The following is a 19,640-nucleotide window of genomic DNA, read 5'->3' on the forward strand; positions in this document are numbered from 1 at the left end:
TCGCTTCCGTAACCGGTTGACGCCCGATCAAGTACCGCAGAGTGACCGGTTGTTGATCAGAACGGTCCGAATTCAGTCAGGGACCGGGGCGTGTTGTGGCCGTGTGCAGCCAACGTGACTGGACAGGGGGTTACGCGGGTACGACCCGTGGATTGACTGTGTTTACCGCGTCACCGGCGTCGGCGGTGCAAAGCGATCGCCGCGGCCGTGCCGCCCGCCACCGCGCCCACGCCGGCCGCCGCCGGGATGCCGACCTTGGCCGCCCTGCGGGCCGTCCGGTAGTCGCGCAGCCGCCAGTCCAGCTCGCGCGCGTGCTTGCGCAACTTGGAGTCCGGGTTGATGGCGTAGGGGTGCCCGACCAGCGAGAGCATCGGGATGTCGTTGTGCGAGTCGCTGTACGCGGCGCAGCGCGAGAGGTCCAGGCCCTCCGCCGCCGCCAACGCCCTTACCGCCTCCGCCTTCGCGGGGCCGTGCAGGGGTTCGCCGACCAACTTGCCGGTGTAGACGCCGTCGACGGACTCGGCGACCGTGCCGAGCGCGCCGGTGAGGCCGAGGCGGCGGGCGATCACGTTGGCGATCTCCACCGGGGCCGCTGTGACGAGCCACACCTTCTGGCCCGCGGCGAGGTGGGCCTCGGCGAGGGCGCGGGTGCCGGGCCAGATGCGCTCGGCCATGTACTCGTCGTAGATCTCCTCGCCGATCGACTGGAGTTCGGCGACGCGGTGGCCCTTGACGATGGACAGCGCGGAGTCGCGCGCCTCCTGCATGTGCTCGGGGTCCTCGAAGCCGGCGAGCCTGAACCAGGCCTGCTGCCAGGCGAACTTGAGGAGGTCGCGGGTCTCGAAGAACTTCCGCTTGTGCAGGCCGCGGCCGAAGTGGAAGATCGACGCGCCCTGCATGACGGTGTTGTCCAGGTCGAAGAAGGCCGCGGCTCTGTCGTCGCCGAGGACCGGGAACTCCGGTTCCTCCGCCGCTTTTTCGTCCGCGAGGGCGTCCTGTATGTCCTGCGCGTCCTGCGACGACTTGCGCGCTGCCTCCGCAGAGGCCTCGCCTGCCAACACGCTCCGCGCCGTGGCGGAGCGCCTACGGGGAGTGAGCCATCCGAGAGCGGCCATGTCGTGAGCATAGCCAGTTTGTTCGGTGGTTCCGGAGCCGAGAGGTTCGGAGGCTGTGAACTCTCCGCGACCGGGCCGTTAAAGAAGCGCACCGGTGGCGCGAGAATGGTGTGCATGAGTCATCTCGTCACTCTCGTCCGCAAGCCCGGCTGTCATCTGTGCGAGGACGCGCAGCTCGTCGTGGAGAAGGTCTGCGCCGACCTCGGGGTCCCCTGGGAGGAGAAGGACATCACCGAGGATCAGCGCCTTCACGACGAGTACTGGGAGCAGATTCCGGTCGTCCTCATTGATGGGAAACAGCACACCTTCTGGCGGGTGGACGAGGCCCGGCTGCGCCGGGAACTGACCAAGTAGTTCAACGCGCACCCGAACGTCGCTTAGGATCGACGGCGGTTTGGTCTCGGGGGCGGGAATTACGAGGAGTGTGGCGGTTTTGCCCCCTGGAATACGCCTGGGACGTGTGTGCGTGACCCCGGTCACGTTGGCCGGGCAAATCGGACACCATCTTTGTGCACGCGTTCACAAAGACATAGCCTGCTTCCGACGGGGCGGTCTGGGTACGTGTGACCGCCCACAGCCCCGCTCTACCCGCAGGAGCACCGTGGCAACTGGCCGAACTCACCGACCGGCGAGCCGTAGCCGAGGGATTCCCGAGGCCACCGTCGCCCGTCTCCCGCTGTACCTCCGCGCGCTGACCGGACTCTCGGAGCGCTCGGTGCCCACGGTCTCCTCCGAGGAGCTCGCGGCCGCCGCCGGGGTCAACTCCGCGAAGCTGCGCAAGGACTTCTCCTACCTCGGCTCCTACGGCACCCGCGGTGTGGGCTACGACGTCGAGTACCTCGTCTACCAGATCTCCCGCGAGCTGGGCCTGACCCAGGACTGGCCGGTCGTGATCGTCGGTATCGGAAACCTCGGCGCCGCGCTCGCCAACTACGGCGGGTTCGCCTCCCGCGGCTTCCGGGTCGCCGCCCTCATCGACGCCGACCCGGCGATGGCCGGCAAGCCCGTCGCGGGCATCCCGGTGCAGCACTCGGACGAGCTGGAAAGGATCATCAGCGACAACGGCGTCTCCATCGGCGTCATCGCGACCCCCGCCGGTGCCGCCCAGCCGGTCTGCGACCGCCTCGTGGCCGCCGGTGTGACGTCCATCCTGAACTTCGCGCCGACCGTGCTGACCGTCCCGGACGGCGTCGACGTCCGCAAGGTCGACCTCTCGATCGAGCTGCAGATCCTCGCCTTCCACGAGCAGCGCAAGGCCGGCGAGGAGGCCGCCAACCAGGCGGCGCACCCGGCCGCCGCGCGCCGCGGCGACTCCGCCGAGCAGGGCCCTGACGGGGACGTCCCCGCCGTGATGCCGGCATGAGTCTCCTCGTCGTCGGGCTGAGCCACCGCAGCGCACCCGTCAGCCTCCTGGAGCGGGCCACGCTGAACGCGGACGCCCAGTTCAAGCTCCTCCAGGACACGGTCGCCGCCGAACCGGCCGCCGAGGCCGCGCTGTTGGCCACCTGCAACCGCATCGAGCTCTACGCCGACGTGGACAAGTTCCACGCGGGCGTCGCGGAGTTGTCCACGCTGCTCGCCCAGCACAGCGGCGTCGGCCTGGACGAGCTCACTCCTTATCTCTACGTGCACTACGAGGACCGGGCCGTCCACCACCTCTTCTCGGTGGCCTGCGGCCTCGACTCGATGGTGGTCGGCGAGGGCCAGATCCTCGGCCAGATCAAGGACTCCCTCGCCACGGCGCAGGAACTGCACTCCGCCGGGCGGCTGTTGAACGAGCTGTTCCAGCAGGCCCTCCGGGTCGGCAAGCGCGCCCACTCGGAGACCGGCATCGACCGCGCGGGCCAGTCCCTGGTCACCTTCGGCCTTCAACAGCTCTCCTTCGGCACGGCGGTCGAGGCCTGGGCGAAGGGGAAACGGGCCCTGGTCATCGGCGCCGGCTCCATGTCGTCGCTGGCCGCCGCGACCCTCGCGCGTGCCGGGGTCGCCGAGATCGTCGTCGCCAACCGCACCTCCGACCGCGCCGAGCGGCTCGCCCAGATCATCACCGAGAGCCCCGAAACGGACGTGTCCGCCCGCGCGGTACCGATGGATTCGGTGCCGTTCGAGCTGACACGTGCCGATGTCGCCGTGTCCTGCACGGGCGCTACGGGACTCGTCCTCACGGCCGAGACGGTCGCGGAGGCGGTCGAGGGCCGGGTGTCGCAGGACGTCACGGCCGGTCGTACGGCCGTAGCGGATGTCGTGCGGGACGAGCTTCCGCCGACGTCCGTCGGGACCGAGGACGGGTGTCCGCTGGACCTCTCCGCGGTGCAGGGGGCGAGTGGCTTCTCCGTGATGGGGGAGGCCGCCGTGGCCGGGATGGACGCGGCGACGCTGGAGCAGCACGCGGCCTGGGTCGGTGGCAGCGCCGTCGACCGGCGCGAGGCGTCCCGGCGTACGCCCGAGGCCGAGGCCGAACTCATCACCGAACTCGCCGCCATGGCCGCCACGGTCGGGCGGATCCCTGAACGCCGTCGGCCCGAGCCCGTCGCCCACATCCCGCGCCCCGCGCCGGTGTTGTCGCTCCTCGACCTCGCGATGCCGCGGGACGTCGACGCGGCCGTGCACCGGCTGGCCGGGGTGCGGCTGGTGGACATCGAATCGCTCGCCGAGGCCTCCGCGGACGCCCCGATGGCGGCGGACGTGGACGCGGTCCGGCGTATCGTCTCCGACGAGGTCGCGGCCTTCGGGGCAGCCCAGCGGGCCGCGCACATCACGCCGACCGTGGTCGCCCTGCGCGCCATGGCCGCCGAGGTCGTCGCCGGCGAGATCGCCCGGCTCGACGGACGGCTGCCCGGCCTCGACGACAAGCACCGCGCGGAGATCACCCAGACCGTGCGACGCGTCGTCGACAAGCTGCTGCACGCGCCGACCGTACGGGTCAAGCAGCTCGCGGCCGAGCCCGGCGGCGCCGGGTACGCGGACGCGCTGCGCACCCTGTTCGACCTCGACCAGGAGACGGTGGCCTCCGTCTCCAGGGCCGTAGAAGACTCTGAGATCAGCAAGAACCGAGGGCCAGCATGAGTAGCAAGGCTTTGAGGCTCGGGACCAGGCGGAGCAGACTCGCCCTGGCCCAGTCCGGGTTGGTGGCGGACGCCGTGAGCCAGGTGACCGGACGGCCCGTCGAGCTCGTCGAGATCACCACCTACGGCGACACCTCCCGTGAGCACCTCGCCCAGATCGGCGGCACCGGGGTCTTCGTGACCGCGCTGCGGGACGCCCTGCTCGGCGGTGAGGTCGACTTCGCGGTTCATTCGCTGAAGGACCTGCCGACGACGCAGCCCGCGGAACTGGTGCTCGCCGCCGTACCCGAGCGCGAGGACCCGCGCGACGTCATCGTCGCCAGGGACGCCCTGAAGTTCACCGACCTGCCCCGCGGGGCGCGCATCGGTACGGGCTCCCCGCGGCGCACGGCCCAGCTGAACGCGTACGCGCGCAGCCACGGCCTCGACATCGAGACGGTCCCGATCCGCGGGAACATCGACACCCGGGTCGGCTTCGTGCGGGACGGTGAGCTGGACGCCGTCGTCCTGGCCGCCGCCGGACTGAGCCGGATCGGCCGCCTCGACGACGTGACCGACTTCCTGTCGGTCGACACGATTTTGCCCGCCCCCGGCCAGGGGGCCCTGGCGATCGAGTGTGCCGCGGACAACGCGGACCTCATCGCGGCGCTCGGTGAGCTCGACGACCCGTTCACGCGGATCGCCGTGACCGCCGAAAGGTCCCTGCTCGCCGCCCTGGAGGCCGGCTGCTCCGCCCCTGTGGGCGCGCTGGCCGACCTGCTGGCCGACGGGCAGATTGTCAAGGAAATGCGCCTGCGCGGAATAGTCGGCACGACCGACGGTTCGCGTACGGTGCAGCTGTCCACCACCGGTCCCGTGCCCGAGACGCATGACCAAGCACTGGCGCTCGGTCGCGAACTCGCCGCCGAGATGCTTGCCCAGGGCGCGGCCGGTCTGATGGGGGAGCAAGCCAAGTGAGCCCCACCACTCTTCCCGCCGCCGGTCCTGAACACGGGCACGTCACCTTCCTGGGTGCCGGACCCGGAGATCCGGGACTGCTCACACTGCGCGCCGTAGAGGCGCTGGCGAACGCGGACGTCCTCGTCGCCGAGCACGAGGTGCTCGACGTCGTACGTGCGCACGCCCGACCCGGCGTAGCCGTCGTGCATCCGGATCCGGGTCCTTCTTCGGACTCGTTCCCGGGCACAGGCACGCCTCAACTAACGGTTGTTGACGGTGTGTCAACAACCGTTGGCCTACCCGCTGTGCGGGATGCGGCACATCTTGTCATGGAGGCCGCGCGGGGCGGCAGGCGGGTCGTACGTGCGGTGTCCGGGGACCCCGGACTAGATACGTACGCCGCCGAGGAAATGCTCGCCTGCGTCGCCGCGGGTGTGCCTTTCGAGGTCGTCCCGGGTGTCGCCGCGGCCGTCGGTGTGCCCGCGTACGCCGGTGTCCCGCTGCGGGACGCGCAGGGCGCGGACGTCCGGTTCGTGGACGCCCGTACCGCGTCGGACCGGTGCTGGACGGAGGTGGGGGCGTCGGACGGCACGGTTGTGGTTTCCACGTCGCTGGACTCCGTGGCTTCGGCCGCCGGTGAGTTGGTGGCTGCCGGTCGTAAGCCGGACACCCCTATGACGGTCACAGTGGCTGGTACGACCACTCGTCAGCGGACCTGGTCCGCGACCCTCGGCACGATCGCGCAGACGCTGAAGCAGGCGAAGGTGCTGCCGTCCCCGGAAGGTGGCCGGCCGGTGATAGCCGTGGTCGGTGAGCGGTCCGCCGCCGCGCAGCGCGACCAGTTGTCGTGGTTCGAGTCCAAGCCGCTGTTCGGCTGGAAGGTGCTCGTGCCGCGGACGAAGGAGCAGGCGGCGTCGCTCTCCGACCAACTGCGGTCGTACGGGGCCGTTCCGCACGAGGTGCCGACGATCGCCGTCGAGCCGCCGCGGACGCCCCAGCAGATGGAGCGGGCGGTCAAGGGGCTCGTGACCGGGCGGTACGAGTGGATCGCTTTCACCTCTGTGAACGCGGTCAAGGCCGTGCGGGAGAAGTTCGAGGAGTACGGGCTTGATGCGCGGGCGTTCGCCGGCATCAAGGTCGCTGCGGTGGGGGAGTCGACCGCCAAGGCGCTGGTTGCCTTCGGCGTGAAGCCGGATCTGGTCCCGAGCGGGGAGCAGTCCGCGGCCGGGTTGCTGGAGGACTGGCCTCCGTACGACCCCGTTTTCGACCCGATCGACCGGGTGTTCCTGCCCCGTGCGGACATCGCTACGGAGACCTTGGTCGCCGGGCTGATCGAGCTCGGGTGGGAGGTCGACGACGTGACCGCCTACCGGACCGTGCGGGCCTCGCCGCCGCCGGCCGATACGCGGGAGGCGATCAAGGGGGGTGGCTTCGATGCCGTTCTCTTCACGTCGTCGTCCACTGTGCGGAACCTGGTGGGGATCGCCGGTAAGCCGCACAACGTGACCGTGATCGCGTGTATTGGTCCTGCTACGGCGAAGACCGCCGAGGAGCATGGGCTGCGGGTGGATGTGATGGCTCCGGAGCCGTCTGTGCACAAGTTGGCCGAGGCGTTGGCCAACTTTGGGCTTCGGCGGAGAGCTGCGGCTCAGGAGGCTGGGGATCCGGTTACTCGGCCGAGTGAGCGGCGGCCGGGGGCTCGGCGGCGGCGTACGACCTGAGGTTGAGGGTTCGGTTGCGGTGGGTGGGGGCGGGTGTCGCGGGGATTTTTCGCCCCCGCCGCCCCTACCCGTCCCGTCCCTGGGGGCTGCGCCCCCAGACCCCCCTTCGGCCTGGACGGCCTCGTCCTCAAACGCCGGACGGGCTGAGAGATCGCGGCCTGCGTTTGAAGGTGCCGGACGGGCTGAGGGTTGGCGGCCGCGTTGGAAAGGTGCCGGGCGGGCTGGGAGTTGGCGGCCTGCGCTTGCGAGGCGCCGCCTGTGCTGGAAAGTGCGCCCGAGAGTGCATGAAAGCGTGCCGAAGGGTCCGTGACGTATGGCGAAATGTGCGCCGACTCACCGTCGGCAAAGGTGCCCCTGAGGCGGGCGTAGCGTAGATGGCATGACGACGTACGGATCCTTTCCCGGCTCTCGGCCCAGGCGGCTTCGGACCAGCCCCGTCATGCGGCGGATGGTCGCTGAGACGCGGTTGCACCCGGCCGACTTCATCCTTCCCGCGTTTGTGCGGGAGGGGGTCAGTGAGCCGGTGCCGATCGGGGCCATGCCTGGGGTTGTGCAGCACACTCGGGACAGTCTGAAGAAGGCTGCCGCTGAGGCTGTTGCCGCCGGGATCTCCGGGATCATGCTCTTTGGGGTGCCTGAGGAGTCCAAGAAGGATGCCCTTGGGACGGCTGGGACCGATCCTGACGGGATTCTTCAGGTCGCCCTGCGGGATGTGCGGGCCGAGGTCGGGGACGAGTTGCTCGTCATGTCCGATCTTTGTCTTGATGAGACCACTGACCATGGGCATTGCGGGGTGCTTGACGAGCTTGGGCGCGTTGACAACGACGCGACCCTTGAGCGGTATGCCGAGATGGCTCAGGTGCAGGCCGATGCCGGGGCCCATGTCGTCGGGCCCAGCGGGATGATGGACGGGCAGGTCGGGGTCGTCCGGGACGCGCTCGACCAGATCGGGCGGGAGGATGTCGCCATCCTCGCCTACACCGTCAAGTACGCGTCCGCGTTCTTCGGGCCGTTTCGTGAGGCCGTGGGTTCCTCGCTCAAGGGGGACCGCAAGACGTACCAGCAGGACCCGGCCAACGCGCGGGAGTCCATGCGGGAGTTGGCGCTCGACCTGGAGGAGGGGGCCGACATGGTGATGGTCAAGCCGGCGGGGCCCTACCTCGACATCCTGGCCAAGGTCGCCGAGGTCTCGGACGTGCCCGTCGCCGCCTATCAGATCTCCGGCGAGTACTCGATGATCGAGGCCGCCGCCGAGAAGGGCTGGATCGACCGGGACAAGGCGATCTTCGAGGCGCTCACCGGGATCAAGCGGGCCGGGGCGCAGAACATCCTCACGTACTGGGCGGTGGAGGCGGCGCAGAAGCTGCGCTGACCTGACCGTCGAACGCCCGCTGAACTCCCGTCAATAGGCAACGCTTCGAGATCGTTCCGGCGTCGGGGCGATCTCGGTCCGGGGTCCCACCCGGTTCTGGCGTGAAATCGCCGATGAGTGTGGGCAGTTGTGTCCCGGTAAGCGGCCTTGTGTCCCGCACTTATGCGGATTTGACGCGTCCGCATCAGTGTCCTTACCTTCTGCGCCTGGCCTGATCCGTTCTGGACGGTCTGGACGTCGATCCCTGGGGGACACCACCATGACCTGGTTCATCGAGGCACTGAAGAAGTACGCGGTATTCAGCGGGCGCGCGCGTCGCAAGGAGTACTGGCAGTTCGGTCTCTTCTCCGGGATCATCGCCCTCGTGCTGGTCATCCTCGCCGTCGTGACCAAGTCGTCGGCCCTCTTCGCCCTGGTTGGCCTCTTCTACCTCGCCATCCTGCTGCCCGGCCTGGGTGTCAGCGTCCGTCGTCTGCACGACGTTGGCCGCTCCGGCTGGTGGCTGTTCTTCTACATCGTCCCGATCGCCGGTCCCATCACGCTGCTGGTCTTCAACTGCACGGACAGCGCGCCCGGCGTCAACGCGTACGGCCCGAACCCGAAGGAAGTCGACGGGGTTCCGGCCCACGCCTGATCGCACCCGCCACGAGGCCCGTCAGGGCGTGGACCCCGTCGACATCGACGACGTGGGGCCCACGCCGGACGGGCCTTCGTCGCGTACGCCCATGCCGTCCTTGCATCCCGAGAGCAGCAGCGCCGCGGCGAGCACGGCCGTGGCGATGGCCAGGACACGGGTGCGGATACGGATGCGGGTGGTGCGGGCCGGCATGGGTTCCCCCTGTGGAAGCGAAGCGTCGGGCGAAGTGTCATCGGACGCAGCTTGGGTGGTCGCGCGGGGCCCGGTCTACGGCTGCCGCCGGATTCGGGACGCCGGGACCGTCCCGGCCCTTCCGACCTGCGGGGATGTCGGTCCTCACGGGCACGTTGTGGGACGCCGGGAAGGGTCCGGTGACCTCGTGGTCGCCCTGCCGCCGCCCGTCCTTCGGACTGGGCACCATCAAGTCCCGGCGGGAGTTAGGTTGTTGACCACTGCTCTGGTTGTCCGTTGAATGACCCACTCTCCTGGGAGACGCGCATGCCCGGTGACGCCCTCAGCCAAGATCCCGCCGAGCTGAGAAGGAGGATCGACACCAGCAAGGCCCACCCGGCCCGCGTCTACGACGTCTTCCTCGGCGGCAAGGACAACTACCCCGTCGACCGCGAGGCCGCCGCCGCCGCGCTCGCCGCCAACCCGCGCGGGTACCTCGACGTACGGCACAACCGGGACTTCATGCGCCGCGCGGTCACCCGGCTGTCGCAGGAGCACGGGGTGCGCCAGTTCCTCGACATCGGCACCGGGCTGCCCACCGCGGAGAACGTGCACCAGATCGCGCAGGGCATCGAGCCCGAGTCGCGGATCGTCTACGTCGACAACGACCCGGTGGTCCTCGCGCACGCCCGCGCGCTGCTCACCAGCAGCCCCGAGGGCCGTACCGACTACATCGACGCCGACCTGCGCCGCCCGGACGACATTCTCGAACAGGCCGCCAAGACCCTCGACTTCAACCAGCCGATCGCCCTGCTGCTGGTGGCGATCCTGCACTTCGTGGAGGACGAGGAGGCGTATCCGCTGGTGCGCGAGCTGGTGGACGTGCTGCCGTCGGGCAGTCATCTGGTGCTCAGCCATCTCACCGACGAGATGCACCCCATTCCGGCCCGTGCGGTCCAACGGACGTACACGGAGCGGGGGTTCACCTTCGTGTTCCGTTCCAAGGACGAGGTCGAGCGGCTCTTCACCGAGACCCCGGGCGTCACCCTGGACGAGCCCGGTGTGGTCCCCGCGCACAAGTGGCACCCCGGTCCGGCGCCCGCGCCGCCGGTGGTGGAGCAGGCGTACTTCGAGAGTCTCGACGACATCGAGAAGATCACCTATCGGGACATCAATGACGTGACCGACGATGACATCAACGTCTATGGGGCGACCGGCAAGAAGGCCTGAGGCCAGCCAGGAGGAGATGGCGGGTGTCCGGATCGTGAAAAGGTGCTTGTAGGCGGCACGTACGTTTCTAGGCTGCGCGGTATGCCCCTCACCGAGACACCCGCTGTTCCTCTGCCCCCGCTCGCCGCGCGCGCCCGTGCGATCGGGGGTTCGCCGGTGCGGGACATCCTCGCCGTCACCGCCCGCCCCGAGGTGATCAACTTCGCGGGCGGGCTCCCGGCGCCCGACCTCTTCGACGCGACCGGCATCGCGGCCGCGTACCAGGCGGTGTTCGCCGAGACGCCCGCGCGGGCGCTGCAGTACGCGACGACCGAGGGTGAGCCGGTGCTGCGGGAGGCGCTCGCCATGCGTACCTCGGCGCGCGGATTGCCCACCGAGCCCGACGACCTCCTCGTCACCACCGGTTCGCAGCAGGCGCTCTCGCTGCTCGCGACCGCGCTGCTGGAACCCGGGGACGTCGTCCTCGTCGAACAGCCCTGTTATCTGGCGGCACTTCAGGTCTTCGCGTTCGCCGGTGCGCGGGTCGTCGCGGTGCCGGGGGACGGGGACGGGGTCGACCCGGAGGCGCTGGACGAACTCGTCGTGCGGGAGCGGCCCAAGCTGCTCTACACCGTGCCGACCTTCCAGAACCCCACCGGCCGCACCATGCCCGCCGACCGTCGGGCGGCCGTCGCCGCGGTCGCCGTGCGGCGCGGGCTGTGGATCGTGGAGGACGATCCGTACGGCGAACTCCGCTTCGAGGGCGAGCGGTTGCCGTGGATCGCGGCGCAGGAGGGGGCGGCGGACCGTACGGTCCTGCTCGGTTCCTTCTCCAAGGTGATGGCGCCGGGGCTGCGGCTCGGGTGGCTGCGCGCGCCAACCGACCTGCTGCGGGCCTGTGTTGTCGCGAAGCAGGCCGCCGATCTGCACACCCCGACCGTCAGTCAGCTCGCCGCCGCGCGGTACCTGGCGGACAACGACCTGGACGCGCATGTGGCGCGGGTGGCCGGTGCCTACCGGGAGCGGCGGGACGCCATGCTCCAGGGTCTTGCCAACGCCCTTCCCGAGGAGTCCAGTTGGGAGCGGCCCGCGGGCGGCATGTTCCTGTGGGCGCGGCTTCCGGAGTCGTACGACACGACGGAACTGCTGGCGCGGGTGGTGCGGCAGGACGTGGCCTACGTGCCGGGGGCGCCCTTCTACGCCGGGGAGCCCGAGCGGTCGACGATGCGGCTGTGCTTCGTGACGCAGCCGCCGGAGGTGATCCGGGAGGGGCTCAGGAGGCTGGGGGAGGGGCTGAGGGAAGGGCTGGGGATTCCATCCCGGGGTAGTGCGCTTATGGTGGCCGAAGGTCATTGATATCGGTGAATCCCCTTGGAAACGCGCCGAGTTGAACCCTGGGAGGAAATGCCATGGCACCGGTGCTCGTCGGACGTGAGGGTCTGCTGGCGGGAGAACGTATTCCGATCGTCGACACCCGCGTCACCTTCGGACGCAACGCGGGGAACACGGTCGTCATCGCCAGCCCGAGCGTCTCGCGTTTCCACGCGGAGATCGTCTTCGACCAGGACGCGGGATACGTGCTGAGCGACCTCGGCAGCAGCAACGGCACGCAGGTCAACGGGGAGGAGGTGGAGTCCCGGCTGTTGCAGCCCGGGGACGAAATCACCATCGGGGACCAGGAGTTCCGCTTCGAGGTCGCCGACGCCATGCAGACCCTCATGGCGCTCAACCTGCCCCGCTCCGTGACCCACCCGGAGGAGAGCGAGGAGGGGTCCCTGCTGCGGGTCACCGTCGTCGGTGGCGGTCCGGTCGGGCTGTCCATGGCTCTGCTCCTTGAGCACTTCCTCGGCGCCCAGGTGAAGATCACCGTCTTCGAGGGCCGGTGGCGCAAGGACGGCCGCCGCGTCGTCTGGAAGAGCGAGGCCGAGGGCAACGTGCGGCGCCAGCAGGTGGTGACCGTGCAGAGCCGGCAGTACCTCGCCTGGCCGCAGTACGTCCAGGAGCGGCTCTTCGACCCCGAGCACTACACCGAGATGTGGCCGTCGGGTCCGGACTCGATCGGCGACCACCATCCGCGCAACATGCGGATCGCCTACATCGAGGACAAGCTGCTGGAGCTGGCGAACGAGAAGCGGGACCGAATACGGCTCATACCGGCCAAGTTCGACCCGGCGGAACAGCGCGATGAACTCGCCAGCCAGCATGTGCTCGCCATCTGTGACGGCGGGCGGTCGCGCACCCGGGAGCACTTCGCGGCGAGGTTCGGCAAGGCCGACGAGTCGATCTACTCCCTCGACGGCGTCCATCTGCGGGACGTGGTCCTGGGGTTGAGGGTGAAGTCGGAACTCCCCGACCCCATGGCGATCCTGTTGACGGTCGCTCAGAACCGCTTCCTGCTCAACTCGTTGCGCGGCGAGGGCTTCCTCAACATGCGGCTCACCGACGCCGAGTTGGGCGAGGTCATCGGCATCGACCCGGTCCGCCGGGTCTTCGAGGAGTGCATCGCCTCCCGCCCGTGCCTGATGAACCGCGACGAGCACGGCGACTTCCAGTGCTCCACCCACGGCACGCTGTTCCTGCCGGCGCTCATCAAGGGATCGCCCTTGTGGAAGCGCGTGCACGAGGGACTGCGGCTCTTCGACGTCTCGGACCAGGACCTGTCCGCGGTCACCAGTTTCCGGCTGGACATGGTGCAACGCCCGCGGTTCTCGGCCGAGTTGCTGCCGCCGACCGTCAACTCGCCGGGTACCTACGGCTTCCTGCTGGGCGACGCGGCCAACTCGATTCACTTCTGGCCGGGCCGGGGCCTCAACAGCGGTCTGGCGTCGGCGATTTCGCTGGCCCGCTCCCTCAACAGCGCCTGGAACGGCCGCCCCTTCCGGGACGCGGACTTCCTGCGGCACGAGGCGGCCATGTCGATGCTCCAGTACCGGCACAAGAGCCGCGCCTGGAAGGCCATGGTCACCACCGACGACCAGGGCGTCACCTGGGCGATCAAGGACATCATCGACCACGGCATCGACGGCATCGCGGAGGAACCCGACCGCGAGGCGGACACCGCGACGCTGCTGGCACGCATGGCGGCGATCCGCGACAGGCTCGCGCCCCGCTTGGCGGGCATGCCGGACGACGAGGCGATCCTGGAACGCCTCCAGACCCTGGAGTCCAGGACCCTGCGCATGCTCGTCCTCAGCGGTGCGTGGGACACCCTGACGATGGGTGGCGAGGAGGTCGACATCGACATCTTCTACGGCCAGGACTCGACGGCGGCGGCCGCGGCGGTGGAGGCGTTGGAGTCGGCGACGCAGCAGTGAGCCGGAGAAGGGCGGGGCGGTTGATTCCGTAGGGGATTGCGCGGGGTGATTTCGTAGGGTGGGGGCATGTCTGACAGCGGCGCCTTCGACCTGGACGAATACCTCGCGCACATCGGTTGGGAGGGTGAGCGGCGGGCCGACCTGGGGACGCTGCGGGGCGTGCATCTCGCGCACATGCGGGGCATCCCGTTCGAGAACCTGGACGCGCTCCGGCGTACGGCTCCCTCGCTCGAACTGCCGGACCTGATGGCCAAGTTGGTGCACAGCCGGCGCGGTGGCTACTGCTACGAGCACAACACGCTGCTCGCCACCGCGCTGAGGGCACTGGGCTTCGGGGTGACGTTGCTGGCGGCGCGGGTGGTCGTGGGCACGGACCGGTTCGAGAGCCGCCCGCGCACCCACATGGCGCTGCTGGTGGAGGTGCCGGGTGACCCGCAGCGGTATCTCGCCGATGTCGGGTTCGGGGCGATCGGGGCGCTGCTGGAGCCGGTTCCGGTGGTGGTGGGCGGGGAGTTCGAGGGCGCGGGGCGCAGGCACCGGTTCGTCGGGGTGCCGCACCGGGGACCGTTGGAGCTCCTGGTCCTCCAGGCGTACGGCGACGGTTCCTGGCAGCCGCAGTACGCCTTCACCCTGGAGCCCTTCGAGCACGTGGACTTCGAGGTCATCAACTGGCACATCGCCACGAACCCGCGCTCCCCGTTCACCAAGGGCCTCTTCGTCCAGCGCGTCACCCCTGACCGCCATCTCCTGCTCCACGGCCGCGTGTTGACCGAGACGGGGGCCGACGGAGCGGTGAGCGAGCGGGAGTTGACGGACGAGGGGGAGGTGCGGCGGTTGCTGGACGAGGAGTTCGGGATCGAGGCGCCGGAGGGGATGAAGCTGCTCAGCTGATCCGGGCCGCGTGCGCCTGGTGGGTCAGTCCCACCAGAAGGACCACACCTGCTGGTTGAGCACCTCGTGCTGGGCGTACGCGCGCAGGGTCTCGTGATGGCCCTGGGTGATGTTGTCGGAGCAGAAGGCGAAGTGCTCGGCGGCTACGGCCTCGGCCTCCTCCTGGGTCGCAGGCGGGGCCGCGACCGACAGCACCAACTGGTCGGACGTGAGCGCCACGACCCGTATCCCGAAGCGGTCCTCCCAGGAGCGCAGGACGGCACAGAGCCGGGCCACGTCCCCCTCGTAGTTGATCTGCCCGGTCCAGCCGATCGCCGCCGGGATGTCGGCGCTGCGGCGGGCCGGGACGAGGGCGAGGTGCGGTTCCTTGAGCCAAGAGCCGCTGCCCGCAAGGGAGTCGGCGATCTCGGCGGCCCGCGCGTCCGGATCGGCGACCAGGGTGAGCGGTTCGGCGAGGCCGGGCCACTCGGGACCGTACGGCGCGATCATCTCGTCGTACGTGGCCTGCTCGCCGAAGTTCTCGACCACGGCCTCGGCGAAGGAGTCCGTGCCGGGACGGTTGGCGTCCGGGGCTAGTTCGTCCGCCGCGTACTCCTCCCAGAACTCCTCCAGGACCTCTTCGGCGTCGTGATCCCCGGGGTACGACGCCTCGTCGGGCAGCAAGTGCCATTCGTCCAGGGCGCCTTCGTCGCCACCCAGGTCCAACAGCACGGGGAGCAGCCCGGCAGCCCGGCGCGCGGGCTGGAGGGCGTCGTAGTCTCCGGGCCTCGCCGGCTCGTCCGCACACCACAACAACGGTTGGTCCGCCGGGCCTTCGGCGGTCACGTCGATCAGACTCCCGGCGGGGAGTTCAAGCCCGAGCGAGCTGCCGCTCGGGTCGGCCGCCAGCATCGGCAGCGGGTTGGGAAGGGTCGCCATGCCGAAAACTGTAGAGGCGGCCACTGACAACGGGTCCCGGCCCCTGCCCCTCCCCCTGCCCCTGTTCCGCCCCACACACCTCGCCGACGGCCTACGCCTCCCGCAGTACGCCCGCGACGACCGCCGTCACCGTCCGGCGGACCGTCTCGCGTTCCGGGGGTCCCGCCTCCCGGTCGGCGAACAGCAGGTGCCCGGCGCCGAGGAGGGTGGGGGCGAGGACGGCGACGTCGGCGTCGGGGGCGAGGCGGCCGAGGTCGCGTTCGGCGGTGAGGTATTCGGCGAGCGTCGCCGACGCCTCGTTCATGACCGGGATGCCGGTCGAGCCGGCCGCGCGCAGCCGCGCCCGCAGCTCGTCCCGCGAGATCACGAGGCCCACGATCGCGACCCCGACCGGGTCGAACACGTCGATCAGCGCGTCGGTGAGGTGATCGACGACCGAGCCCGTGCCGACAGCGGCGCGCAAGGTGTCGGCACGGGTGTCGAGCCGCCCGACGCGGTCGAGCACGAGGTCGACGAGGAAGGCGTCGAAGTCGGCGAAGTGGCGGTGCAGGACGCCCTTCGCACAGCCCGCCTGAGCCGTCACGGCCCTGCTGGTCAGCGCGTTCGGCCCGTCGCGCACGAGGATCCGCTTGGCGGCGTTGAAGAGCTGTCGGCGGGGGTCCTGCATGGCCACGCCTGTGGGCATATCGGGGTTCGTCTCCTCGTGTCGGGACAGCCAGTGAACATCATGTTGGGACAGCGAGTGGGCGTCATGTCGGGACAGCTAGTGGGCGCCTGCCCATTGACGAGTGGGCGCCTGCCCATTCAAAGTGGGCGCATGGTCACTCTATCGTCTTCCGCAGGCCAGCCCCATGGGCGCCGGGACATCGCCGAGTCCTTCGGCACGGACGCCGAGCGCTACGACCGGGCCCGCCCGCGCTACCCGCACGCCCTGATCGAGCGCATCGCCGCCAACCCGGGCGCCGCCGACCCGGGCACCGTCGTCCTCGACGTCGGCTGCGGCACCGGAATCGCCGCACGGCAGCTCCGGGCGGCCGGATGTCAGGTACTCGGCGTGGAACCGGACGCCAGGATGGCCGACCTCGCGCGACGCCTCGGCGTCGAGATCGAGGTGTCCACCTTCGAGCAATGGGAGCCGCGGGGGCGGGAGTTCGACGCGGTCGTCGCCGGGACGGCCTGGCACTGGGTCGATCCCGTCGCCGGGGCGGAGAAGGCGGCGCGGGTGTTGCGGCCGGGAGGCCTCCTGGCCCCCTTCTGGAACGTCGGCCAACTCCCGCCGGACCTCGCCGAGGTCGTCGCCGACGCGTGTGAACGCGCCCTGCCCGACGTCCCGTTCGACCTCCGGTCCGCCGTCACGCGGTCGGCCGTCGAGGGGTACCAGACGCTGCTCGACAAGGCGGCGGACGGGATGCGGGCGGCGGGCGGGTGGTTCGGGGAACCCGAACAGTGGCGCTACGACTGGGAGTTCACGTACACGCGGGACGCCTGGCTGGACGTCATGCCGACGCAGGGCACGTTCACGAACTTCCCGGCGGAGCGGCTCGCGCCGGTGCTGGAAGCGGTGGGTGCCGCGATCGACGAGCGGGGCGGGTCCTTCGTGATGCCCTACGCGACGCTGGCGGTCACCGGGAGGCGAAGTCGGCGGTGAACGCGGCCCAGGCGGTGGGGGTGAGTTGGAGGGTGGGGCCGTCCGTCGCCGGGTTCTTGGAGTCGCGGATGTGGATGGTGTGGGGGCAGGTGGCGACCTCGACGCACTGGCCGCCCTCGCTGCCGCTGTAGCTGGACTTGCGCCAGGTGTAGGCGACTTCGAGGCAGGCGCCGCCTTCGCTGCCGCTGTAGCTCGACTTGAACCACTCAAGTGCGGTGCTCATTGATCTCCTAGCAGACGATCGAGCAGGCACCTGGACTCCTGGGGCGTCAGGGCCTGTGACCGCAGCATCGCATATTTGCGCGCCAGCCTGGATACCTCATCGAGGTCCGCGACCCACTGGCTGCCACGCTGTCCTTCCGCGTAAGCCAGGTGCTGATGGTCCGGCGTCTCAAGGAGGATGAACGGGCCGTCGAGACCAGCGTGCGCGGCTGTGTTCATCGGCAGGAACTGGAGCGCGAGGCCCGGGAGTTCGGCACACTGGCGCAGAAACCGGAGCTGCTCGCGGCGGGCCTCCGGTGTCCCGATGCCGAGGTGCAGCACGGGCTCCCAGATGACGAAGCTCATCGTCGGCGGACACTTGCGCTGCAGGATCTCCTGCCGCTCGATACGGCCCGCGAGCTTCGCCGCGATCTCGTCCTCGTCGTAGGCCGGAATGCGTTCCGCCAGGACCGCGCGGGCGTACTCGGTGGTCTGGAGCAGGCCGGGGATGACCGCGTTGTCGTACCAGGACAGGGAGATGGCCTCCCGCTCGTGCAGCATGTACTCCTCGGCGTAGAGCGGGAATTGGTCGATCTCGGGGAGGTTGTCGACGCCCGCCTCGAACGTCCCCTTCGTGTCGAGGATCCTGTCCAGCGACTTCGCCAGCGGGGGCATCAGCCGACGCCTGCCCTGCTCGACCGACGCGATGGTCTCCTCGTCGACCAACGCCCGCTCGGCGAGCTGGCGTTGCGTCAACCCGGCCGCCATCCGGGCCGCTTTCACCTGTGCGCCCAGCAGCCGCATCGTCGAGCGGTTCTTCTTGGAGTTCATGCTGTGGTGCTCCCCACATCCACCCGTTCCGGACCCCGCACGAACCCGTACTCCGCCCGTACAAAAAGGAGTCCAGGGCTCACGCCCTGTCAACACTAGTGACGCTACGCAACTCTTGTCCCGTGAACCTGAGTGAGAAGTTCTTCCGGCGCGAACGCCGGTCCGTTCCCGCCGCGAGGCAGTTCGCTCACGCGTACCTGGCCGAGTGGGGACTCGCGGGGACCGAGCGCGGCGCCGATGTGCTGTTGTGCGTCAGCGAGTTGGCGACCAACGCGCTGGTGCACGGGGTGCCTCCGGGGCGTCAGTTCCGGCTGTTGCTGCGGTGCGACGGGTATTCGTTGCGGGTCGAGGTGCACGACAGCGGGGGTGGTGTGCCGCGCGTCGACACCCACCCTCGCGACACTGACGAGGGTGGGCGGGGGCTGCTGCTGGTCGCCGCGCTGGCCGACAAGTGGGGGGTGGGGGAACGGGACTTCGGGAAGGTGGTGTGGGCGGAGTTCGGATGCGAGGGCGACATCGCTGAACAGTGCCCCTCGGAACCATGAACTCCGCAAGCGGGTGCACAACCCCTCATACGCACCGGCGGTCACTCGTGATTGTCGGAATCCCCTGCGTTGTACGGAGGTTGTGCTGTGCCCTCTACCCGTTCTCCCCGCATCAGCCGAGGAGCGGCCCTGGGACTCGCCCTCGGCACCGCGCTGGCCGCCTCGCTCGCCATGCCCGCCACCGCCGGAGCCGCGACCAGGCCGGCCACCCTGGCGGTCGAACCCCTCGGCTGGACGATCGACTACACGGCGGCGCCGGGCCAGATCAACAAGGCGGTCCTCAACGAGTCCTTGGCCGCCCACGGGAAGATCACCTTCGTCATCGACGACGTGGTCCCGATGAGCATCCAGTCGGGAACTCCCTGCACCTACCCCGTCAGCAGGGACCACACCAAGGTCTCCTGCACGGTGCCCGGCCAGCAGACCGAATTCACCTACAGCATCCTGAAGTTGGACCTCGGCGACGGCAACGACACCGTCACCTACAACAACGCCAACACTCTGCCCACCTACCACTCCACGCTGATCCTGGGCGACGGCAAGGACACCGCGACCAACACCGGCAGCTACGACGGCAACGAGATCGAGGGCGGGCCGAACGCCGACACCATCAGGGCGGGTCGCGAAGCGGTGGTCAACGGCCAGGGCGGCAACGACGTGATCCACGGCGGTGCCCTGGCCGGCCTGCAGGGCGGCAAGGACGTCGACCACGTCTACGCCGACGGCAGCGACAGCCGCGCCGACGGCGGCGCCGGCAACGACTTCGTCTACGGCGGCGCGGGCCCGCAGACACTCCTCGGCGGCAGCGACGCCGGCAAGGACACCATCCTCGGCGGCCCCGGCAACGACACGATCCGCGGCGGGCAGGGCGACGACATCATGTACGGCAACAGCGGCAACGACTGGATCTTCGGCGAGGACGGCAACGACAAGCTGTACGGCGGCCCGGGCACGGACACGCTCAACGGCGGCCCGGGGCGGAACGTCGTACACCAGGACTGAGCGGACAGGACGAAGCGGCGGGTTCTCACCACGTGCCCGGTGAGAACCCGCCGCTTCGTCG

20 protein-coding genes are annotated in these 19,640 nt (G+C 69.7%); 14 read left to right on the top strand and 6 right to left on the bottom strand.

Annotated features, from left to right (window positions below; translation table 11 throughout):
• Positions 1 to 170: 170 nt before the first annotated feature.
• Entirely contained in the window at positions 171 to 1,115 is a 945-nt protein-coding gene (locus OG496_RS32465) for an HAD-IB family hydrolase (protein WP_365310764.1), read from the bottom strand.
• Between the two features lie 105 nt (positions 1,116 to 1,220).
• Here OG496_RS32465 and OG496_RS32470 point away from each other — a divergent pair, with 105 nt between their 5' ends.
• The 7 genes from OG496_RS32470 to OG496_RS32500 all read left to right on the top strand — a co-directional run bounded on the left by OG496_RS32470 (position 1,221) and on the right by OG496_RS32500 (position 8,846).
• Positions 1,221 to 1,469: a glutaredoxin family protein gene (locus OG496_RS32470; protein WP_328680405.1), complete on the top strand. Its 249-nt coding sequence runs from the start codon at positions 1,221 to 1,223 to the stop codon at positions 1,467 to 1,469.
• A gap of 247 nt (positions 1,470 to 1,716) precedes the next feature.
• Complete coding sequence (locus tag OG496_RS32475; RefSeq protein WP_405973445.1) at positions 1,717 to 2,478, top strand: redox-sensing transcriptional repressor Rex; 762 nt, start codon at positions 1,717 to 1,719, stop codon at positions 2,476 to 2,478.
• Positions 2,475 to 4,181: a glutamyl-tRNA reductase gene (locus OG496_RS32480; protein ID WP_405973446.1), complete on the top strand. Its 1,707-nt coding sequence runs from the start codon at positions 2,475 to 2,477 to the stop codon at positions 4,179 to 4,181. Before OG496_RS32475 ends, OG496_RS32480 begins: the two co-directional genes overlap by 4 nt.
• Entirely contained in the window at positions 4,178 to 5,137 is a 960-nt protein-coding gene (hemC, locus tag OG496_RS32485; protein ID WP_366497496.1) for a hydroxymethylbilane synthase, read from the top strand. Before OG496_RS32480 ends, hemC begins: the two co-directional genes overlap by 4 nt.
• Positions 5,134 to 6,840, top strand: coding sequence for a bifunctional uroporphyrinogen-III C-methyltransferase/uroporphyrinogen-III synthase (locus OG496_RS32490; protein WP_366497495.1), 1,707 nt, complete (start codon positions 5,134 to 5,136; stop codon positions 6,838 to 6,840). Before hemC ends, OG496_RS32490 begins: the two co-directional genes overlap by 4 nt.
• A 379-nt stretch (positions 6,841 to 7,219) precedes the next feature.
• The gene (gene hemB, locus OG496_RS32495) at positions 7,220 to 8,212 is read left to right on the top strand and encodes a porphobilinogen synthase (protein WP_405973447.1); all 993 of its coding nucleotides are present in this window, start codon (positions 7,220 to 7,222) and stop codon (positions 8,210 to 8,212) included.
• 259 nt (positions 8,213 to 8,471) lie between these two features.
• Positions 8,472 to 8,846, top strand: a complete 375-nt coding sequence (locus tag OG496_RS32500) for a DUF805 domain-containing protein (RefSeq protein WP_405973448.1) — start codon at positions 8,472 to 8,474, stop codon at positions 8,844 to 8,846.
• Positions 8,847 to 8,867: 21 nt separating this feature from the next.
• On the opposite strand, the gene OG496_RS32505 is transcribed toward OG496_RS32500, so the two are convergent.
• Positions 8,868 to 9,041: a hypothetical protein gene (locus tag OG496_RS32505; RefSeq protein WP_405973449.1), complete on the bottom strand. Its 174-nt coding sequence runs from the start codon at positions 9,039 to 9,041 to the stop codon at positions 8,868 to 8,870.
• A gap of 306 nt (positions 9,042 to 9,347) precedes the next feature.
• Between OG496_RS32505 and OG496_RS32510 the strand changes: the two genes are divergently transcribed.
• From OG496_RS32510 to OG496_RS32525, 4 genes are all read left to right on the top strand, one after another.
• Positions 9,348 to 10,250: an SAM-dependent methyltransferase gene (locus tag OG496_RS32510; protein ID WP_366497491.1), complete on the top strand. Its 903-nt coding sequence runs from the start codon at positions 9,348 to 9,350 to the stop codon at positions 10,248 to 10,250.
• 81 nt (positions 10,251 to 10,331) lie between these two features.
• Positions 10,332 to 11,585, top strand: a complete 1,254-nt coding sequence (locus OG496_RS32515; protein ID WP_405973450.1) for a PLP-dependent aminotransferase family protein — start codon at positions 10,332 to 10,334, stop codon at positions 11,583 to 11,585.
• Positions 11,586 to 11,638: 53 nt separating this feature from the next.
• A complete protein-coding gene (locus OG496_RS32520) occupies positions 11,639 to 13,543 on the top strand; it encodes an FHA domain-containing protein (RefSeq protein ID WP_399398187.1) in 1,905 nt (634 codons plus the stop codon).
• A gap of 66 nt (positions 13,544 to 13,609) precedes the next feature.
• Positions 13,610 to 14,434, top strand: a complete 825-nt coding sequence (locus OG496_RS32525) for an arylamine N-acetyltransferase (RefSeq protein WP_405973451.1) — start codon at positions 13,610 to 13,612, stop codon at positions 14,432 to 14,434.
• A 24-nt stretch (positions 14,435 to 14,458) separates the two neighbouring features.
• On the opposite strand, the gene OG496_RS32530 is transcribed toward OG496_RS32525, so the two are convergent.
• The gene (locus tag OG496_RS32530) at positions 14,459 to 15,352 is read right to left on the bottom strand and encodes a DUF4253 domain-containing protein (protein ID WP_405973452.1); all 894 of its coding nucleotides are present in this window, start codon (positions 15,350 to 15,352) and stop codon (positions 14,459 to 14,461) included.
• Between the two features lie 91 nt (positions 15,353 to 15,443).
• Complete coding sequence (locus tag OG496_RS32535; protein ID WP_405973453.1) at positions 15,444 to 16,037, bottom strand: TetR/AcrR family transcriptional regulator; 594 nt, start codon at positions 16,035 to 16,037, stop codon at positions 15,444 to 15,446.
• Positions 16,038 to 16,169: 132 nt separating this feature from the next.
• On the opposite strand from OG496_RS32535, the gene OG496_RS32540 reads away from it, so the two are divergent.
• Positions 16,170 to 17,000 (top strand): class I SAM-dependent methyltransferase, encoded by an 831-nt coding sequence (locus tag OG496_RS32540; RefSeq protein ID WP_405973454.1) that lies wholly within the window; start codon positions 16,170 to 16,172, stop codon positions 16,998 to 17,000.
• On the opposite strand, the gene OG496_RS32545 is transcribed toward OG496_RS32540, so the two are convergent.
• Together OG496_RS32545 and OG496_RS32550 are read right to left on the bottom strand one after the other, a co-directional pair.
• On the bottom strand, positions 16,975 to 17,223 hold the full coding sequence (locus tag OG496_RS32545) for a DUF397 domain-containing protein (protein WP_405973455.1): 249 nt from the start codon (positions 17,221 to 17,223) through the stop codon (positions 16,975 to 16,977). The two genes, OG496_RS32540 and OG496_RS32545, sit on opposite strands and share 26 nt — an antisense overlap.
• Positions 17,220 to 18,032, bottom strand: a complete 813-nt coding sequence (locus OG496_RS32550; RefSeq protein WP_405973456.1) for a Scr1 family TA system antitoxin-like transcriptional regulator — start codon at positions 18,030 to 18,032, stop codon at positions 17,220 to 17,222. The genes OG496_RS32545 and OG496_RS32550 overlap by 4 nt, the downstream gene beginning before the upstream one ends.
• 122 nt (positions 18,033 to 18,154) lie before the next feature.
• On the opposite strand from OG496_RS32550, the gene OG496_RS32555 reads away from it, so the two are divergent.
• Both OG496_RS32555 and OG496_RS32560 read left to right on the top strand, forming a co-directional pair.
• Complete coding sequence (locus tag OG496_RS32555) at positions 18,155 to 18,577, top strand: ATP-binding protein (RefSeq protein ID WP_405973457.1); 423 nt, start codon at positions 18,155 to 18,157, stop codon at positions 18,575 to 18,577.
• A gap of 87 nt (positions 18,578 to 18,664) precedes the next feature.
• Positions 18,665 to 19,579, top strand: coding sequence for a calcium-binding protein (locus OG496_RS32560; protein ID WP_405973458.1), 915 nt, complete (start codon positions 18,665 to 18,667; stop codon positions 19,577 to 19,579).
• The last annotated feature ends 61 nt before the right edge of the window (positions 19,580 to 19,640 follow it).

It is taken from the genome of Streptomyces sp. NBC_00988, assembly GCF_045162645.1.
In the GTDB taxonomy this organism is placed as follows: Bacteria; Actinomycetota; Actinomycetes; order Streptomycetales; family Streptomycetaceae; genus Streptomyces.

Bases quoted from the DNA above. Each gene is read 5' to 3' on its own strand.
- OG496_RS32465 (WP_365310764.1), bottom strand. From the start codon at position 1,115: ATGGCCGCTCTCGGATGGCTCACTCCCCGTAGGCGCTCCGCCACGGCG.
- OG496_RS32470 (WP_328680405.1), top strand. From the start codon at position 1,221: ATGGTGTGCATGAGTCATCTCGTCACTCTCGTCCGCAAGCCCGGCTGT.
- OG496_RS32480 (WP_405973446.1), top strand. From the start codon at position 2,475: ATGAGTCTCCTCGTCGTCGGGCTGAGCCACCGCAGCGCACCCGTCAGC.
- hemC (WP_366497496.1), top strand. From the start codon at position 4,178: ATGAGTAGCAAGGCTTTGAGGCTCGGGACCAGGCGGAGCAGACTCGCC.
- hemB (WP_405973447.1), top strand. From the start codon at position 7,220: ATGACGACGTACGGATCCTTTCCCGGCTCTCGGCCCAGGCGGCTTCGG.
- OG496_RS32500 (WP_405973448.1), top strand. From the start codon at position 8,472: ATGACCTGGTTCATCGAGGCACTGAAGAAGTACGCGGTATTCAGCGGG.
- OG496_RS32505 (WP_405973449.1), bottom strand. From the start codon at position 9,041: ATGCCGGCCCGCACCACCCGCATCCGTATCCGCACCCGTGTCCTGGCC.
- OG496_RS32510 (WP_366497491.1), top strand. From the start codon at position 9,348: ATGCCCGGTGACGCCCTCAGCCAAGATCCCGCCGAGCTGAGAAGGAGG.
- OG496_RS32515 (WP_405973450.1), top strand. From the start codon at position 10,332: ATGCCCCTCACCGAGACACCCGCTGTTCCTCTGCCCCCGCTCGCCGCG.
- OG496_RS32520 (WP_399398187.1), top strand. From the start codon at position 11,639: ATGGCACCGGTGCTCGTCGGACGTGAGGGTCTGCTGGCGGGAGAACGT.
- OG496_RS32525 (WP_405973451.1), top strand. From the start codon at position 13,610: ATGTCTGACAGCGGCGCCTTCGACCTGGACGAATACCTCGCGCACATC.
- OG496_RS32530 (WP_405973452.1), bottom strand. From the start codon at position 15,352: ATGGCGACCCTTCCCAACCCGCTGCCGATGCTGGCGGCCGACCCGAGC.
- OG496_RS32535 (WP_405973453.1), bottom strand. From the start codon at position 16,037: ATGCCCACAGGCGTGGCCATGCAGGACCCCCGCCGACAGCTCTTCAAC.
- OG496_RS32540 (WP_405973454.1), top strand. From the start codon at position 16,170: ATGGTCACTCTATCGTCTTCCGCAGGCCAGCCCCATGGGCGCCGGGAC.
- OG496_RS32545 (WP_405973455.1), bottom strand. From the start codon at position 17,223: ATGAGCACCGCACTTGAGTGGTTCAAGTCGAGCTACAGCGGCAGCGAA.
- OG496_RS32550 (WP_405973456.1), bottom strand. From the start codon at position 18,032: ATGAACTCCAAGAAGAACCGCTCGACGATGCGGCTGCTGGGCGCACAG.